Genomic DNA, 17,192 nt, shown 5'->3' with positions numbered 1-17,192 from the left:
GATTGTTTCAATACGCCTGTAATGTCCAAGCATGCGCGAAGGTCGAAAATCAGCTACGAACCCGGATTTACTGGCCGCGGCACTTTTTGACATTGCCGCCGAATCAGGGCTCGAAAATGCCAGCGTCCGAGAGGTCGCGAAGCGCGCTGAGGTGTCGATTGGGGCCGTCCAACATCACTTCTCGACCAAGGAACAGATGTTGACGTTCGCGCTACGCACCTTGACCGAGCGAATGCTGAATCGTCTCACTGAATCTGCGCCGGGCACCTCCCCGCAGGTCGCACTGTTCCACGCTTTGTCACAGCTACTCCCCCTGGACGAGCAGCGCACCCGCGAAGCACACGTCCTGGCCGCCTTTGCCGTGCGGGCGGCGACCAGTGCACCGTTGGCAGAAATTCGGCGAACCGCACTGTTCACCGTCCGCACCGGCATTTCTGCCGTTCTGATCCAGGTCGCTCTGCCCGAAGCCGAAACGCGAGCGGCGCTTCTCCTTGCGACCGTCAACGGATTGGCACTCGATGCGATAGGCAATCCCGACCTGTATCCCGCGCACTATCTCGAGTACGCCCTCGAAAGTCAGATCCGCCTCACCCTTCACGACGCCGAGGTGTCGACCGGATTGGCCGACTGACGTGGTGGGAGCAGGACGTTTTGCACCGAGCCCTTCCGGTGATCTGCATGTGGGAAACCTGCGCACCGCCCTCCTGGCCTGGCTGTTTGCCCGCACCACCGGCCGCGAGTTCCTCATTCGTGTCGAAGATCTGGACCGAGTCCGGCCCGGTGCCATGGACCGTCAACTCGACGACCTCCGCGCTCTCGGTCTGGGGTGGGACGGCGAGGTCGTCAAACAATCGGATCGACTGCCGCTGTATGCGGAAGCCATCGAGACACTGAGCGGTCGGGGACTCACGTACCCCTGTTTCTGCACTCGCAAGGAAATCCTGCAAGCACCGTCTGCGCCTCACGCTCCCGACGGGGCGTACCCGGGAACGTGCCGGAATCTCTCGGTCTCCGAGCAAGCCGAAAAACTCGCGACCGGCCGAAACTCTGCCCTTCGGTTACGGTCCGATACCGATTCGTTCACGGTCACAGACACACTGCGGGGCAACGTCACCGGTGCCGTTGACGACGTCGTCCTGCTTCGCGGCGACGGAGTCCCCGCATACAACCTGGCCGTCGTCGTCGACGACGGCGCCCAGAACATCGACCAAGTTGTACGCGGAGACGACCTGTTGAGTTCCGCCCCACGCCAGGCGTATTTGGCGACGCTCCTCGAAATCACGCCGCCGGTTTACGCTCACGTTCCTCTCGCCCTGAACACCGCCGGCAAGCGCCTGGCAAAGCGGGACGGTGCGGTCACACTCTCCGATCAACGCGCACTCGGCCGCAGTTCCGACGAGGTGCTGACAATGATTGCGTCGAGCATCGGATTGGCCGAACCCGGAGAACTAATCACACCAATGCAATTAGCCGAACGGTTCGATGCACAGAAAATTCCGCACGAACCGTGGATCGTGACGGTCGATGATCCCGTAGACCCACCCGAGTTGCCGTAACTGACGGAAATAACAGCTAATCATTGGCAATTTCCGTTTAGTGAAGTACCTTCGACATAAGTGAAGGCACACAGGACATGCAGTCCTGGGCAGGTTACAACCGAGGGCCAAACCCTCGAATGACCACGCACCCGCTGGGGACAACCGCACTGCGCTGCAGTGCGGCAGGAACGGGAACAGGACGAAAAGGAAATCCGCATGGTTCGCGAGCTTCGCGAGGCACTCGACGACCATCAATTCGAGGTTTTGTACCAACCCCAGGTAAGCCTGAAATCCTCGGTTATCACCGGTTACGAAGCACTCCTCCGGTGGAGACATCCACTCCGAGGATTGATCGAGCCACAAGACTTCATGAGATCTGCCGAATTGTCCGGTTTAATTATCCCGATCGGCTTACAGGCACTCGACCTTATCTGCGCACAAATCGCAGGCTGGGACGACGCCTTGAATATCGCCGTCAATTTTTCACCTCGACAACTGTCCACAAAGAATGCGGCGCGCGAAATACTCGACACCCTGCGTAGATCCGATACACCTCACGATAAATTCATCGTGGAAGTCACCGAACTCGGCGTCGTAGGCCGAGGGGCTGCCGCCACTCTGCACACTCTCCACGACGAGGGCATTCGCATTGCGCTCGACGATTTCGGAGCTGGATTCGCCTCGTTTGCTGCACTGTCGGAGCTACCAATCGACATTCTCAAAGTCGACCAGACCTTGACATGGGCGCTCAGCGAATCGAATCACCCCCGCGAGCGAGCGTTCATCGTCATGGAATCCATCGCCGAAATCGCTAAAAAACTGGGGATGGAATCCATCGCCGAGGGCATCGAAACCGCTGATCAAGCTGATGCCGTGGTTCGTGCTGGATACAATACCGGGCAAGGCTACTACTTCGGGAAACCACTTCCGACGGACGCACACATCACAGCTATGTAAGTGCAGAAACTCGCAGCTAACCGGAACCGACTACCAGAAAAATAATAAGGAAAGCCACCAATACTGCGATCATCGCGGCACCGATAGCGATACCAGCGATTGCCAAACCGCGCCCCTGCTGACCAGTGCTCTTTATCTGGCCGAGTGCAACAATACCCAGAATGATTCCGATAACCGACCCGAGCCCGTAGGTGCACCCTCCCACGATCGACGTCACCAGCGCTGCAATCGCCAGGCCATTAGTCCCCACCGGCGGCGCATAGCCTCCGCCGTATTGGCCGAAAGCTCCGTATTGCATCGGCTGCTGATAGGGAACTGGTTGTTGGTACTGGGCCGGCCGTTGAAATTGCGCCGGCTGTTGATACTGCGCCGGCTGTTGATACTGCGCCGGCTGTTGATACTGGGCTGGTGGCGGGAACGGGACAGGATGATCTGATGCCGGGGTATACGTCGGCGGCGGATAGCCCGGATACTGCTCAGTGGCAGCTGAATATCCCGGAATCTCCCAATATGACTCCGTTATTTCCGACGAATGTCCGACTCCCTCCGCCGGAAGGCTCGGAACCTCGCCGTATCCAGGTTTTGCCAGGTAATCATCTGGAGAATTCTCGCCGTTGCCCCCGGAACTCGTCATGGACGCAGCCTAAACCACCGACGACATCCGGCGTCTGGCGCGCAAATGCCGTCCACATCTGCGCGCTACAACAGTTAGTGTCATATCTACTGTCAAACTCGAGCGAGCTTTCACGATGAGGGGAAACAATGACGACCGGCGGGTACGACCCCAACAAAAATCCAGACGAGGGAAAGCAACCACCACAAGATCCCTACAGTCGGCCTCAAACACCGCCGCCTGGTAGTTACCCGCCGCCGGTAACTCCCCCTCCGGGTGGCGGATTTCAGCCACCCGCAGGCCCGCCGCCCGGGAACTACCCGCCCCCTCCCGGGAACTACCCGCCGCCTGGTGGAAACTATCCGCCGCCGCAAGGCAATTACCCGCCGCCTGGTGGAAACCCGCCCCCTCCGGGGAACTACCCGCCGCCTGGTGGATACCCGCCACCGCCCCAGGGCGGTAACTTTCCGCCGCCGCCTGCGAACAACTACGGCGCAGGATTCGGGCCCCAACTTTCTGTAGGCGCGGCACTGACCTACGGCTGGGAGCGGTTCAAGAACAATGCTCTGGTGTGGATCGGAGTGACACTGGCCGCAGTCGTCATCAGCGGCCTTATCCAACTCGTCTTCGGCAGTGCTTCCAGTCCTGGCGAAATTTCGGCTCTCGCTCTCATAGGCAGCCTCGTCTCGGCAATCGTCGGCTTTCTCATTCAGGCGGCCTTCATTCGTGGAGCCTTGCACGAGGTCGACGGCAACAAGCCCGTATTCGGTTCGTTCGTCCAGCTCACGAATGTCGGAGCAATTGTTCTCGCCAGCGTGATCATCAGTATCGCGTCGGGAATCGGCCTGGTCCTGTGTGTCATCCCCGGCCTGGTCGTCATCTTCCTGACGTACTACACGCTCACATTTGTGGTCGATCAGAATCAGGATGCAATCAGCGGCATCAAGTCCAGCTTTGCCCTCACATCTAAGAACGTGGGGCCACTGCTCCTTCTGGCGCTGGCACTGATCGGCATCAACATCGTCGGAGCAATCCTGTTGCTCGTCGGATTGCTCGTGACCCTACCGATCTCGTTGATCGCGTCGACCTACGCGTACCGCGTCCTCACCGGCCGGTTCGTCGCTGCCATCTGATCCGTTCTTCACACCTGAAGGCCCGGCAGTTTCCCCGTGAAACTGCCGGGCCTTCAGTGTGTTCTCGACAACTGGACGGTCGCCAACTCGCCTCCAGGCACCCTGAGGTGCTTGGATTGCTGACGTGACAGCTCAGGATCAGCAAGACGAAACAGCCCAAGAGACCAAGTTTGCGCACGTCAGTACGGGTTACTACCCGACGATTGTCGCCCTCTTCACCGCGACACTACTGATCTCGAATGTGGCCGCAACCAAGGGCGTCGCATTCTTCTCGGACTCCGAGTTTTCTTTGGGACCGCTTCAGCTTCTCCCGATCATCACCGACGGCGGGTTCTTCCTCTTCCCCCTCGCGTACGTCCTCGGCGACGTCCTCAGTGAGGTCTACGGCTTCAAAGCCACCCGACGCGCTATCTATCTCGGCTTCGGGGCTCTCATGCTTGCAGCTGCGTGCTTCTGGCTCGCCGTTCAGTTGCCGCCAGCCGCCTTCTACGAAAACCAGGAATCCCTCGAAACCGTCGTCGGCGTCATCCCCAGACTCCTGGTCGCCGGATTGGCTGCCTACCTCGTCGGACAGCTCCTGAACTCGCTGGTTCTGGTCATGATGAAGAAGCGCATGCAAGAAAAGCACCTGTGGGCGCGTCTCATCGGCTCGACCGTTGTCGGAGAATTCGCCGACACCCTCATCTTCTGTTCCATCGCGGCCGGCGTAATCGGCATCAGCACCTGGGAAGACTTCATCAACTACGTGCTGGTCGGCTTCCTCTGGAAGACACTCGTCGAGGTTCTGGTCATGCCGATCACCTACCGCGTCATCGCGTACGTGAAGAAGCGCGAACCGACCTACAGCTGAGCCGCCTGAATCTTCTTGGCGTAGAACTTTCCGAGCATGTCTGCCTTGAAGTCGTGGAAATATCCACCTTCGATGCTGGCCCGGATGTCGTCGACCAACTTCACGGTGAATCGCTCGTTGTGAATGGTGCAGAGCGTCGACGCCAGCATTTCCTTCGCCTTGAACAGGTGATGGATGTACGCGCGGGTGTAGTTGGCGCAGGTGTAGCAGTCGCACTCGTCGTCGATCGGCGTGAAATCACGGCGGAAGCGGCTGGTGTTGATGTTGAATCGACCGGAGCGCACATAGATCGCGGCGTTGCGCGCCACCCGTGACGGGTTGACGCAGTCGAAGGTGTCCGCGCCGTTCTCGATGGCGACAAAGAAGTCGTCGGGCTCACTGATGCCGAGCATGTGGCGGGGCTTGTGCTCGGGCAGTTCCTCGTTGCACCAGCGAACGATGGTGCCGAGGTTCTGCTTCTCGAGTGCGCCGCCGATGCCGTACCCGTCGAATCCGTAGCCGTTCTCACCCTCGATGGACTCGAGGCCACGGCAAGCTTGGCGACGCAGATCCTCGTACTGCGCGCCCTGAACCACACCGAACAGCGCCTGGTACGGCTTGTCTGCGCGCTCAGCGGTGAGCTTTTCATGCTCGTTGATGCAGCGAATGGCCCACGCTTGCGTGCGTTCGACGGACCGCTCCTGGTAACCACGAGTGTTGAGGAGCGTGGTGAGCTCGTCGAAAGCGAACATGATGTCTGCACCCAGCTGATGCTGAATCTGCATCGACACCTCAGGCGTGAAGCGATGCTTGCTGCCGTCGAGGTGCGATTTGAAGGTGACACCCTCGTCGTCGACCGTGGCGAGGCGTTCCTTGCCCTTGGCGATGACGTCGTCGGACTGCACGCCGACGGCTTCCATCGCGAGCACTTTCTTAAATCCGACGCCCAGCGACATGACCTGGAATCCACCGCTGTCGGTGAAAGTGGGTCCGTCCCAGTTCATGAACTTGCCCAGGCCACCGGCTTCGTCGACGATGTCGGCGCCAGGCTGCAGGTACAGGTGATAGGCGTTGGCAAGCACCGATTGTGTGCCGAGGTCCTTGATGGATTCGGGCAGCACGGCCTTGACCGTCGCCTTGGTTCCGACCACCACGAACGACGGCGTCGCAATGTCTCCATGCGGCGTGTGGATGGTGCCGGTCCGACCCAGACGGTCTTCGAGGCGGGTCCCGATCGTGAAAATAGATTCGGGGCGCTTCGAAGGAGACGCATCAGGCTGGGGCTGTACTGCAGAATTCACGGCACAATCCTGTCACAGCTGTACGAACATCTTCATAGTCCCTGGTCACGATCCTGGCGAAGTCGATGCCCCAAGCGATGCAGCGATTGCCGCAGTAGTAGAGACCGGAGTTGCTGCGATGGATTGACTCCCCCGGTCCTGCAAACTCGCATAGAGCGCCTTGCGGGTGCCTTTCGCCAGACGATTGACTGCTGAAACCGGCCTGATCGGTGCCTTCCCTGCCCGAGGGATACGACACCGTCATCGACCAACAGCGCACCACCCAGTGCGGCGTCGACATATGTCGACGAGCGCAGTAGTTTCCCACTGATGTCGTCGGTGGCGAGCAACAGTAGATCCTCAGCGATCAGCGTGCTCGCCACCGTAAATGTCCGACTAGATTTCCGCCCCCACGAACTGACTGTTGTACAGGCGGAAGTACGCACCCCGCGACGCGAGCAACGCGTCATGGCTGCCTTGCTCCACGATCCGACCGTCCTCCATCACGACAATCAGGTTTGCATCACGAATTGTCGAAAGACGGTGCGCAATAACAAAACTGGTGCGGTCACTGCGCAGCACGGCAGTAGCACTCTGTACCAGGAGTTCGGTACGGGTATCCACGGAACTGGTGGCCTCGTCGAGGATCAGTATGGACGGCTGCGAGATGAATGCACGCGCGATGGTGATGAGCTGCTTCTCACCCGCACTGATGTTGTTGCCCTCTTCGTCGATGACGGTGTCGTATCCCTCGGGCAGGGAATGCACGAACTTGTCGACGTAACTCATCTGCGCGGCGCGCTGAATTTCCTCTTCGGTGGCATCAGGTTTGCCGTAGGCGATGTTCTCGCGAATGGTGCCGCCGAACAGCCAGGCATCCTGAAGGACCATACCGATACGCGAACGCAGATCATCGCGGGTCATCTTTGAGATGTCGATACCGTCGAGAGTGATTCGACCCGAATTGAGTTCGTAGAACCGAAGAATCAGATTGACGAGCGTGGTCTTGCCGGCGCCGGTGGGGCCGACGATGGCGACCATCTGACCGGGCTCGGCGACCAACGACAGGTCCTCGATAAGAGGCTGTTCGGGCTTGTAGCTGAACGTGACGTTCTCGAAAGCCACGCGGCCCGTGGACGTTGCGGGCGACTGAGCATCCGTGGGATCGGTGGACTGCTCTTCCTGATCGAGGAGAGCAAACACCCGCTCGGCCGACGCAACACCGGACTGGAGCAGATTCGTCATCGAAGCGATCTGTGTCAGAGGCTGAGTGAACTGGCGTGAGTACTGGATGAAAGCCTGCACATCACCGAGCGTCATGGTTCCCGAAGCAACACGCATGCCGCCGACAACAGCGATGGCAACGTAGTTGAGGTTGCCGAGGAACATGACGGCCGGCATGACCAGACCGGAAATGAACTGCGCCTTGAAACTCGACTGGTAAAGATCTTCGTTCTGCTTACGGAAGCGCTCTTCGACCTCGTTCTGACGGCCGAACACCTTGACCAGCTCATGGCCACTGAAAGCTTCTTCGACCTGTGCGTTGATGCCGCCGGTGCTCTTCCACTGCGCCACGAAGTGTTTCTGCGAACGCTTCGCGATCACGGCCGTCACGATGATCGACAAGGGAACAGTCGCGATTGCAATCAAGGCCAGGATCGGGGAAATGAACACCATCATGACAAGAATGCCGATCACCGTCATCACCGACATCACCAGCTGGCTCAGTGTCTGCTGCATGCTCTGCGCAACATTGTCGATGTCGTTGGTGACGCGCGAGAGAACATCACCACGAGCATGAGTATCGAAGTACCGCAACGGAAGACGATGGATCTTCTGCTCGACGTCCTCACGCAACCGGCGAACGGTGCGCTGAACCACGATGTTGAGCAGGTACGACTGCAACCAACTGAACAGCGCCGCACAGACGAACAGCAGCAGCACAATCATCAGCACTCGGCCGACTTCGTCGAAGTCGATTCCGGTTCCGGGTACGACGTTCATGCCGGACACCATGTCGGCGAACTGGCCCTGACCGTCCGCACGTAGGCCCTCGACCGCTTGCTCCTTGCTGACTCCGGCAGGAAGTTGCTTGCCGACAATCCCGTCGAAAATGAGGTTCGTGGCGTTACCCAATATCTTCGGAGCAATCGATGTCAGCACCACGCTGATCGTCACCAAAACGAAAATCAGGACGACGATCGGCTTGTCGGGACTGAGCCGCGAGAGCAGACGCTTGAGCGAAGGCCCGAAGTTCATGGCCTTCTTGGTGGGATCGCCACCACCGGGCGGGCCGATCGGGGGCGAAGAACTCGGTCGATTACTCATGATGCGTCCTGTACGGCTAGCTGAGAGGCGACAATTTCGCCGTAGGTGGGACAAGTGACTTGCAGTTCTTCGTGCGTGCCGACGCCGACGATTGCACCGTCGTCGAGCACGATGATCTGATCGGCTTCGACGATGGTGGAAATACGCTGCGCGACAACGATGATGCACGCATCCTGGGTGACCGGCCGCAGCGCTGCACGAAGGCGGGCGTCCGTGGTGAGGTCGAGGGCGGAGAAGGAATCGTCGAACAGGTAAATCTGCGGCTTACGCACCAAAGCTCTGGCAATCGCGAGTCGCTGACGCTGACCACCGGAAACCGTCGTACCGCCCTGGGCGACCGGGGTGTCCAAACCTTCGGGCATGTCCCGGACAAAATCTGCGGCTTGCGCAATTTCGAGGCACTCCCACAACCACTCGTCGGTGGCGTCGGGATTTCCGTAGCGAAGGTTGGATGCGATGGTGCCGGAGAACAGGTACGGCTTCTGCGGGACCAACCCGATGACCGAACACAACAGTTCCGTATCGATCTCGCGGACGTCGACGCCACCGACCGATACCGATCCGGAAGTGGAATCGATGAGGCGCGGAATCAGATTGAGCAGCGTCGTCTTTCCCGATCCGGTACCACCGATGATTGCGGTGGTCTTGCCGGGTTCAGCGCGGAAGGTGATGTCGCGCAGCACCGGTTCCTCGGCTCCGGGGAACTGGAACTGAGCTCCCCGAAGTTCCACGACACCGGGGGTGCGAAGTTCGTGGATCGGATTCTTGGGCGGGATGACTGAGGAGTCGGTGTCGAGGACCTCGGAAATACGTTCGGCGCACACCGACGCGCGTGGCAACATGACGGCCATGAACGTCGCCATCATGACGGCCATCAGGATCTGCATGATGTAGCTGAGCATCGCGGTGAGTGAGCCGATCTCCATGGACCCGCTGTCGATCTGATGCCCACCGAACCAGATCACGGCCACGCTGGTGACGTTGCTGATCAGCATCACCAACGGGAACATGAGCGCCATCAGCTTGCCGACTCCGAGAGCAGTCTCGGTGAGTTCGTCGTTGGCCTGACCGAAGCGCTTGACCTCGGAAGGTTCGCGAACAAACGCTCGAACTACGCGAATACCGGTGATCTGTTCACGGAGAACACGGTTGACTGCGTCGAGGCGCCCCTGCATGAGACGAAAACCTGGGACCATGCGGGCAATGATCAAGCTCATCGCAATCACGAGCAGTGGGACGCTGACGCCGAGAATCCACGACAGGTTTACGTCCTGACGCACCGCCATGATGATCCCGCCGATACACATGATCGGAGCCATGACGAGGATGGTGCAACTCATCACGACCATCATCTGAACCTGCTGGACGTCATTGGTATTGCGCGTGATCAGTGACGGTGCACCGAAATATCCGACCTCGCGGGCCGAGAATGTTCCGACTTGATGGAGCACCGAGGCTCGCAGGTCACGCCCGATGCCCATGGCGACGCGGGCTCCGAAGAACACCGCACCCACCGAGCACAGGATTTGCGTCAGCGTGACTATGAGCATCATCCCGCCCGTGGACAGAATGTATCCCGTATCGCCTTTGGTGACACCATTGTCGATGATGTCAGCGTTGAGGCTCGGAAGGTAAAGGGCAGCCATAGTCGCAATGAACTGCAGGACAACAACGCCCGTGAGTTCGCCGCGGTACGGCTCGAGGTAAGTGCGTAGCAGCCTGATCAGCATAGTGAGCGAAGGCTACCAAGCGTCACCGACAACTGCCCGCGAATATTCGACTCAGCAGACGAAAAATGCGCGTGCCCCAACCGACTGAAGTGTCGATCGGGGCACGCGCTTCCGGATAACCGAACTAAGCAGATGTTGCGGCTAGTTCCGCTTCTTTGTCTTCGAGGAGGGCTTGGTTGAGCTTCTCACCCTCGATGTCGACATTCGGCAGAATCTTGTCGAGCCACTTCGGCAGCCACCACGCCTTGTCACCGAGCAAAGCCATGACGGACGGGATGATCAGCATGCGCACGATGAAGGCGTCGAAGAAGACCGCTGCCGCAAGCGCGAACCCGATCGATTTGATGAACGAGTTCGGCTCGGCCATGAAGGCACCGAACACGGAGATCATGATGACCGCCGCGGCACTGACCACCCGGGCACCGTGGTTGAAGCCGATGGTTACGGCTTGCTTGGCGTTGGCCCCGTGGACGTATTCCTCACGCATTCGCGTCACGAGGAATACCTGGTAGTCCATCGCCAGTCCGAACACAACACCGATCAGGAAGATCGGCATGAAACTCACGAGCGGTTGCGGGTTCGCGATGATGCCGAACCAGCCGTACTGGAAGATTCCGACGGTGGCTCCGAAAGTCGCCAGCACACTGAGCAGGAAGCCCAACGTTGCGGTCAAGGGAACCAGAATCGAACGGAACACCAAGAGCAGCAGGATGAATGCCAACCCAACGACTACGGCGAGGTACGGAATCAGCGCGCCCTGGAGTGTTTCCGAGATATCACCTTCGAGAGCAGTCTGACCGGTAATGCCGTAGCTGACGCCGATCGAATCATGCAGCGCCCCTTCGGCACCGCGGATACTGCTCACCAGATCCATTGTCGCCGGATCGGTGGGGCCACTCTTCGGAGTGATGAGGGCCTGTGCAGTATCACCTGCAGTGTTGACCTTGACAATCTGCGCATTCGATACATCGTCCAGGCCCGAGATGGTGGAGATAACCTTCTCGAAAGCTTCGCCTGCGGGAATGTTTGCATCCTTCGCATCGATGACAGCAATCAGCGGACCATTCTTTCCACCACCGAAGCCCTCACCGATCAAGTCGTAGGCCTGACGCGAACTGGTTGACGGGTCACCCGTCGCCTCCGACGGCAGTGCCAAGCTCAATCCCGTTGCAGGCAAAGCCAAAGCGCCCAGAAGTACGACGCCGCCGATCAGCGGGACAAGCGGTCGGCGCACGATGGCACTGATGTAACGAAGAGCCCATGTCGGCTTGCCCGAATCCTCGGCGTCCTGAGCCTTGTTTCCGATGAACGGAATCTTGCCGGCAAAAGCCTTGCGGCCGAACATGCCCAGGATCGCGGGGAGAAGCGTCAACGCGATAAGAACCGCGATCAAGACCGTAAATGCAGCCGCCGCACCCATATCCGAGAGGAACGGGATACCGACGACACGCAATGCCACCAAGGCGATGATGACCGTCAAACCTGCGAATACCACTGCGGATCCAGCGGTTCCGACGGCACGACCGGCAGCTTCCGAACGATCGTCGGTAAGTGTGAGTTCGTGCCGGAACCTGGACATGATGAACAACGAGTAGTCGATCGCCACCGCCAGACCGATCATGATCGCCAGCGTCGGGGTCATGGAACTGAGATCCATGAATCCCGTGGCAACGGTAATTCCGAGGCTGCCGATCATGATGCCGATGATCGCCGTAATCAACGGAAGACCGGCGGCCACGAGCGAACCGAACGTAATAGCAAGAACGACGGCAGCTACGGCGATACCGATCAGTTCGGTGGCGCCACCGGGAATGCCGGCTTCCTGCACCGCAGAACCGCTGATCTGGACGTTGAGACCCTCAGCTCGTCCGACGTCGGCTGCAGCATTGATCGAATCACGCAATGCCTGGTCCGCATCAGTGACACTGCCAGTGAAGGGTGCCTCGATGTAGCCGACCCGACTGTCCTGACTGAGCGGCGACAACGCTGCTGCGTCGGACAGCGCTTGTTCTTCGGAAGTTCCTGCAGCCGCAGCCTTTTCCTTGAACATCGCAACCATCGAGTCGTTCACGGCAACAGGGTTGTTGATCGTCTCTGCGGCCTGCTCCGGCGTCGCGTTCGCCGGATCGATCTTGGCGCCCGGCGCAATCTTGTCGATGCCACGAATCTTCGCGAGCATCTCGTCCATCGCCTGGACGTTGGACGGGTCCGACAAGACCGTGCCCGCGGGCGCCTCAATGACAAAGCGTGCGCTCAGAGCATCCATCGGACTGGCAGCGCCCGGGAACCGCTCGGCCATCAAATCCTGCGCCTGCTGGGCAGGCGTACCGGGAATGGAGAACGAGTCCTTGGTGGGGCCGGACAGAGTCGCCGCCCCGATACCCATGAGAACAAGAATGATCAACCAGAGGCTGAGGACCGCACCTTTTCGCCGGTAGGCGAACTTGCCGATCCGATAGAGATAGGTGGCCACGACGGGCTCCTTGCTGTTTCGGTGCGTGTACGTGGACAGATGTGATGTGTAACCCGAAGATCCTCGTCAGGAACGTGGTGGTGGAGCCGGGAGCCCCGCCCGAATCTGGCGAAAGGCGTCACGAACGAGTTCCTCTGGGCCGGAAGCCTCCGACTTCCCTCCGATCCAGACGTCGATCGCCGATTTACATGCCCCTCCCACCGCCGCGAGGAGGAGGGTCGGATAGAGATCCCGGTCGACATCGGTACCGGTGCGGTCCGCCAATGCCTGGGCGACTTCCCGGCCGATCCGTTGGTGCATTTCAGCAGCCTTGCGATACAACGCTGGACTGCCATCCAGCAGGACGCCCACTTTGGCGGACTCTTCGAGAGGCCTACTGGGGTCGTTCACGATCCCGATCACCAAAGCCTCGAGCGAATCGAGAATCGGCTCGTCTGCCGGCCGCGCCGCAAGCATCTCGAGCCACTCGTGGACAGATTCTTCGAAGTGCGCGAGTACCGCCTCCTCCTTGCTGGAGAAGTAGTTGTGGAAAGTCCTCGTCGACACTCCTGCTTCGGAAGCGATCGCGTCGGCAGTGACGCATTCGATTCCGAGTGCACGAGCAAGCCTTGCCGCCGCATCGCTGAGCGCGGAACGGGTTGCTGCCTTCTTGCGGTCACGAAGGCCTGGCTCGAATATCACTCCGCCCACGCTACCGAACTTGCAGACATCTGCAACTTTGCAGAGCACTGCAAAATTGTGGATTAGAGCACACCCGCACGGCAGCTGTAACCCCAGTCACACATGTCGATAGAAATTGCACGCTCTCGACAAACCCACACCCACGCCAGACAATTACGCAATATGGTTGCCATTGATTAACCAACCGACTACCCAGCGTCGAATCGCCACCTTGAACCGCTAAGGAACTCCATGGATTCACTCCTACACACCTGGCCGGTGCCGTCCTCGGCCATGCTGTGGGGGACGAAGAACAGTCCCGGATCAGTGCTGAGACTCGTCAACATCACCATCGGGTTCTGCTCGCTCAACTTTTCCATCGTCGCGTATCTGTTCCTGATCAGCGGCGAAGGCCCCGATGGACCCTTTGCTCGCGCTTGGCTCATCACCTTCGCGACGGCCAACCTCTTCCCCACCGCTGCATGGTTCCTGGGGAAGGTTCGCGGACCGCGAGCCACCAAACTCTTCGGAATCTGGGCGGATCTGGGGACAGCGTCCGTCATCATCACGTTCACCAACCACGATGCAGCGCTCTTCGCCGCCGCGCTCTTCGTGGCCTCCGGCGCCTATTTCACCTACTTTCTCAACTTTCGATGGCTCGCCTTCCACCTGGCCTTTTCCTGCACTTTCATCATCTCCCTCGCGATCCTCGCCATAGCCGACGGAACCTCGTCCAGTGCCGGCATTATCGCGCGCACCGACGTCGTACTGTGCGCCGTCATCTTCATTCCAGCCACCATTCAGTTCGCCTGGCGCCAACTCCTGGCCCGCGCGACGGGCTCGAAAATCGACGCACTGACCGGACTGCTCAACCGTCGAGGACTGTGGGACATGTCGGAACGCGTCTGGTCGATCGCCCACGCCAACCGAGCCGACATCGCCGTCGCGGTCGTTGACATCGACAAATTCAAATCCGTCAACGACGCCTACGGCCACGAAGTCGGCGACACAGTCATCATCAGAACCGCCAACCGACTCCAACAACACGTCAACGGCTTCGGCTACGTCGCGCGCACCGGCGGAGAAGAATTCACGATCGTCATGATCGGAACGCCCTACGGATTGCGCAAACGCATCGCGACGCTCCCCCGCGCCGCCATCGAACCCACCGACGCTCCCCTTGCGACCGTCAGTGTCGGCGCCGCCACAATGCCGTTCATTCCGCAATTGGAACAGTTCGACTACAACGCCTTCTCACGCGCAATCGTGCATGCGGATTATCTGATGTACCAAGCAAAGTCGGCCGGCGGAAACTCTGCAAACACAGCCCCACTCGACATGACGCGGTTCAATCAAACCGAGTCGTAATCAGCGCCGCTACTACAGCAAACGTCAGCGCCGCTACTGCAGCAAACGTCAGCGCCGCTACTGCAGCAAACGTCAGCGCCGCTTCCAGGCCCCCGGATCCGCCGTCAACTCGTGAACGAATTCCGGGAGTCCGTCGACTGCGACGTCCGCAATCGTGACGTTTTCGAGTACCGCGCGGAGGTTCACCCGAACCGCGATCCATACTTCTTTGAGGGGCGTCGCCGGGCCGCTGTAGTCGACATCCTCCGGTCGTTGACCGCGAATCGACGCCAACGGCCCCTCCACTGCGCGGATGACGTCGGCAATGGTGATCTCCGACGCCGGCCGGGCAAGCCAGTACCCGCCCTCCGGTCCGCGCTTGCTGCTGACGAGTCCGCCGTGTCGTAGATCTGACAGCACGGCCTCGAGAAATTTGTGGGGAATCACCTGTGACGTGGCGAGAAATTCAGCTTTGGCCGGTCCTGGGCCGACTGCCGCGAGTTCAGCCAAAGTCCGCACGGCGTAGTCAACCTTTGCGGTGATGTGCACCGGGAATTCCTACCATTCCACTATGGAAAGGCGCAAGGGGAAAGGCACAAGGGCCATTCTCTTCCATACAGTTACATCCCTGGTGCATGATGTAACGACTCAATGGAGAGAACAGGACAAAGTGCATGTGGGAGACCCTTCTCCAATCCTGGAAGTCGTTACTCGAACCGCTTCATGATCCGGTAACGCTGGCCATCCCCGCGTTTGTCCTCTTCCTGGTGATCGAATGGATCGCAGCGCGAACACTCGAAAATCAGCCTGACGACGCGGACGGTCGAGCACGACCCGCAGTGGGCGGTTACCACCTGGTCGATGCCCGAACCAGCATCCTTCTCGGGTTGGTCTCCCTGGCAACAAGCGCCTTCTGGCAAGTACTCGCACTGATCGGCTACGCCGCGGTCTGGGTGTACGTCGCGCCGTGGCATCTGCCGCCGAACGCCTGGTACACCTGGGCGATTCTCCTACTCGGAATCGATGTCCTCTACTACACGTATCACCGTATGGCACACAGAGTTCGGGCTATCTGGGCAACTCATCAAGCACACCATTCGAGCGAATACTTCAACTTCAGCACGGCACTTCGCCAGAAGTGGAACCAAAGCGTCGAAATCATCATGTGGCTTCCGTTGGCGTTTCTCGGAATGCCACCGTGGATGATCTTCGTCGGAGTCTCGGTCAGCCTGATCTACCAGTTCTTCGTTCATACGGAACGAGTTGGAAAACTCTGGCGGCCTATCGAATTCATCTTCAACACACCGTCACATCATCGTGTCCATCACGGGTCCGATGCCGAATATCTAGACCGCAACTACGCCGGAATCCTGATCATCTGGGACCGCTTGTTCGGCACCTTCGAACCTGAAACCCACAGGCCCACCTACGGACTCACGACGCCGGTCGGAACCTACAACATCTGGAAACTGCAGACCCACGAATACGCTGCCATCGCCCGTGATTGGCGCGGCGCAGCAACCTGGCGAGACAAACTCGGCTACACCTTCGGCCCGCCCGGCTGGGCACCGAAATCCGAACTCACTTCAGCAGAATCCACAGCCCCGAAGCACTGAGGAGAAGCAGGCTCACCGCAAGCACGGCCCCCATGCCCAGTGCGGGCGCGGCCTTTTCGGTCGCGAACTGCGCCAATCGTGCCGGCCTCGAACGACGTTCGTGAACAGTCACTCCGACGATCAGCAGCGCGGCGAGCGCGGGGCCGATCAAAGCCACCGCTCCGAACGGCGGCAGCCATCGCAAACACGCCACAGCCAAACCGAGAATTGACAGGCTCGTCCGAACGAACGAAAGCGACGTACGTTCGGACTGTAATCCCTTGTCCGGAGGCTTCGGTGCGTCTTCAGATCGGACCGACGTCACGTCAGCTCACAACCTCGATCACCAGGACCGTCGCGCAGATCACCAGAACAATGCCCACCGCTGGTGCCATCAACGGAACCGGTAGTGAGCGTTCCGCCCGCAATGCGCGTTCCGCACTGATCCAGTGAATGAACGACGTGATGGCGATCAGCGCGCCACCGACAAGAAGTAATGCAGCCAAAGCAGCACGGACCGTCGCGGACAGAATGTCGCCACCAAAGGCTTCGAGTCCGACTCCCGACGCCACAAATGCCGTCGCGGTACGAATCCAGGCGAGATATGTCCGCTCGTTTGCGAGTGTGAATCGCGGATCCGGGTCTTCACCCGACTTGAATGGCCGCCACCTGACCATCACAACTGCTGCCCGTAGCGACAACACTCGTA

General features: G+C 59.5%; 16 protein-coding genes. 7 read left to right on the top strand and 9 right to left on the bottom strand.

The window, feature by feature from the left end; all coding sequences use genetic code 11:
- Positions 1–31: 31 nt before the first annotated feature.
- From QM600_RS13570 to QM600_RS13560, 3 genes are all read left to right on the top strand, one after another.
- The gene (locus QM600_RS13570) at positions 32–631 is read left to right on the top strand and encodes a TetR/AcrR family transcriptional regulator (RefSeq protein WP_283261972.1); all 600 of its coding nucleotides are present in this window, start codon (positions 32–34) and stop codon (positions 629–631) included.
- Position 632: 1 nt separating this feature from the next.
- The gene (gene gluQRS, locus QM600_RS13565) at positions 633–1,556 is read left to right on the top strand and encodes a tRNA glutamyl-Q(34) synthetase GluQRS (protein WP_283261971.1); all 924 of its coding nucleotides are present in this window, start codon (positions 633–635) and stop codon (positions 1,554–1,556) included.
- Positions 1,557–1,754: 198 nt separating this feature from the next.
- Positions 1,755–2,495: an EAL domain-containing protein gene (locus tag QM600_RS13560; protein WP_283261970.1), complete on the top strand. Its 741-nt coding sequence runs from the start codon at positions 1,755–1,757 to the stop codon at positions 2,493–2,495.
- Between the two features lie 16 nt (positions 2,496–2,511).
- On the opposite strand, the gene QM600_RS13555 is transcribed toward QM600_RS13560, so the two are convergent.
- Positions 2,512–3,129, bottom strand: a complete 618-nt coding sequence (locus tag QM600_RS13555) for a DUF4190 domain-containing protein (RefSeq protein ID WP_283261969.1) — start codon at positions 3,127–3,129, stop codon at positions 2,512–2,514.
- Between the two features lie 128 nt (positions 3,130–3,257).
- On the opposite strand from QM600_RS13555, the gene QM600_RS13550 reads away from it, so the two are divergent.
- Together QM600_RS13550 and QM600_RS13545 are read left to right on the top strand one after the other, a co-directional pair.
- A complete protein-coding gene (locus QM600_RS13550; RefSeq protein WP_283261968.1) occupies positions 3,258–4,241 on the top strand; it encodes a hypothetical protein in 984 nt (327 codons plus the stop codon).
- A 124-nt stretch (positions 4,242–4,365) separates the two neighbouring features.
- Entirely contained in the window at positions 4,366–5,091 is a 726-nt protein-coding gene (locus QM600_RS13545; protein ID WP_283261967.1) for a queuosine precursor transporter, read from the top strand.
- Here the strand turns inward: QM600_RS13545 and tgt are convergent.
- The 5 genes from tgt to QM600_RS13520 all read right to left on the bottom strand — a co-directional run bounded on the left by tgt (position 5,082) and on the right by QM600_RS13520 (position 13,562).
- On the bottom strand, positions 5,082–6,371 hold the full coding sequence (tgt, locus tag QM600_RS13540; RefSeq protein ID WP_283261966.1) for a tRNA guanosine(34) transglycosylase Tgt: 1,290 nt from the start codon (positions 6,369–6,371) through the stop codon (positions 5,082–5,084). The two genes, QM600_RS13545 and tgt, sit on opposite strands and share 10 nt — an antisense overlap.
- A gap of 375 nt (positions 6,372–6,746) precedes the next feature.
- The gene (locus tag QM600_RS13535) at positions 6,747–8,678 is read right to left on the bottom strand and encodes an ABC transporter ATP-binding protein (protein WP_283261965.1); all 1,932 of its coding nucleotides are present in this window, start codon (positions 8,676–8,678) and stop codon (positions 6,747–6,749) included.
- Positions 8,675–10,408 carry an ABC transporter ATP-binding protein gene (locus QM600_RS13530; protein WP_283261964.1) on the bottom strand — a complete coding sequence of 578 codons (1,734 nt, stop codon included), beginning with the start codon at positions 10,406–10,408 and terminating at the stop codon, positions 8,675–8,677. The genes QM600_RS13535 and QM600_RS13530 overlap by 4 nt, the downstream gene beginning before the upstream one ends.
- A 124-nt stretch (positions 10,409–10,532) precedes the next feature.
- The gene (locus tag QM600_RS13525) at positions 10,533–12,881 is read right to left on the bottom strand and encodes an MMPL family transporter (protein ID WP_283261963.1); all 2,349 of its coding nucleotides are present in this window, start codon (positions 12,879–12,881) and stop codon (positions 10,533–10,535) included.
- A gap of 66 nt (positions 12,882–12,947) precedes the next feature.
- A complete protein-coding gene (locus tag QM600_RS13520; RefSeq protein WP_283262016.1) occupies positions 12,948–13,562 on the bottom strand; it encodes a TetR/AcrR family transcriptional regulator in 615 nt (204 codons plus the stop codon).
- Between the two features lie 231 nt (positions 13,563–13,793).
- Between QM600_RS13520 and QM600_RS13515 the strand changes: the two genes are divergently transcribed.
- Positions 13,794–14,909, top strand: a complete 1,116-nt coding sequence (locus QM600_RS13515; protein ID WP_283261962.1) for a diguanylate cyclase — start codon at positions 13,794–13,796, stop codon at positions 14,907–14,909.
- A 72-nt stretch (positions 14,910–14,981) separates the two neighbouring features.
- Here QM600_RS13515 and QM600_RS13510 read toward each other — a convergent pair whose 3' ends face one another.
- On the bottom strand, positions 14,982–15,437 hold the full coding sequence (locus QM600_RS13510) for an RrF2 family transcriptional regulator (protein WP_283261961.1): 456 nt from the start codon (positions 15,435–15,437) through the stop codon (positions 14,982–14,984).
- 125 nt (positions 15,438–15,562) lie between these two features.
- Here QM600_RS13510 and QM600_RS13505 point away from each other — a divergent pair, with 125 nt between their 5' ends.
- Positions 15,563–16,504 (top strand): sterol desaturase family protein, encoded by a 942-nt coding sequence (locus QM600_RS13505; protein ID WP_283261960.1) that lies wholly within the window; start codon positions 15,563–15,565, stop codon positions 16,502–16,504.
- On the opposite strand, the gene QM600_RS13500 is transcribed toward QM600_RS13505, so the two are convergent.
- Both QM600_RS13500 and QM600_RS13495 read right to left on the bottom strand, forming a co-directional pair.
- Entirely contained in the window at positions 16,470–16,808 is a 339-nt protein-coding gene (locus QM600_RS13500; protein ID WP_283261959.1) for a DUF202 domain-containing protein, read from the bottom strand. The two genes, QM600_RS13505 and QM600_RS13500, sit on opposite strands and share 35 nt — an antisense overlap.
- A gap of 1 nt (position 16,809) precedes the next feature.
- Positions 16,810–17,160, bottom strand: a complete 351-nt coding sequence (locus QM600_RS13495) for a YidH family protein (RefSeq protein ID WP_283261958.1) — start codon at positions 17,158–17,160, stop codon at positions 16,810–16,812.
- Positions 17,161–17,192: the final 32 nt, after the last annotated feature.

The sequence above is a fragment of the Rhodococcus sp. IEGM 1379 genome, from assembly GCF_030056815.1.
Lineage (GTDB): Bacteria > Actinomycetota > Actinomycetes > Mycobacteriales > Mycobacteriaceae > Rhodococcus_F.
This window is presented reverse-complemented; position numbering and strand designations above follow the sequence as displayed.

Coding starts and splice junctions, on each gene's coding strand:
- QM600_RS13530 (WP_283261964.1), bottom strand. CDS start 10,408: ATGCTGATCAGGCTGCTACGCACTTACCTCGAGCCGTACCGCGGCGAA.
- QM600_RS13555 (WP_283261969.1), bottom strand. CDS start 3,129: ATGACGAGTTCCGGGGGCAACGGCGAGAATTCTCCAGATGATTACCTG.
- QM600_RS13495 (WP_283261958.1), bottom strand. CDS start 17,160: ATGGTCAGGTGGCGGCCATTCAAGTCGGGTGAAGACCCGGATCCGCGA.
- QM600_RS13535 (WP_283261965.1), bottom strand. CDS start 8,678: ATGAGTAATCGACCGAGTTCTTCGCCCCCGATCGGCCCGCCCGGTGGT.
- QM600_RS13550 (WP_283261968.1), top strand. CDS start 3,258: ATGACGACCGGCGGGTACGACCCCAACAAAAATCCAGACGAGGGAAAG.
- QM600_RS13560 (WP_283261970.1), top strand. CDS start 1,755: ATGGTTCGCGAGCTTCGCGAGGCACTCGACGACCATCAATTCGAGGTT.
- QM600_RS13505 (WP_283261960.1), top strand. CDS start 15,563: ATGTGGGAGACCCTTCTCCAATCCTGGAAGTCGTTACTCGAACCGCTT.
- QM600_RS13570 (WP_283261972.1), top strand. CDS start 32: ATGCGCGAAGGTCGAAAATCAGCTACGAACCCGGATTTACTGGCCGCG.
- QM600_RS13515 (WP_283261962.1), top strand. CDS start 13,794: ATGGATTCACTCCTACACACCTGGCCGGTGCCGTCCTCGGCCATGCTG.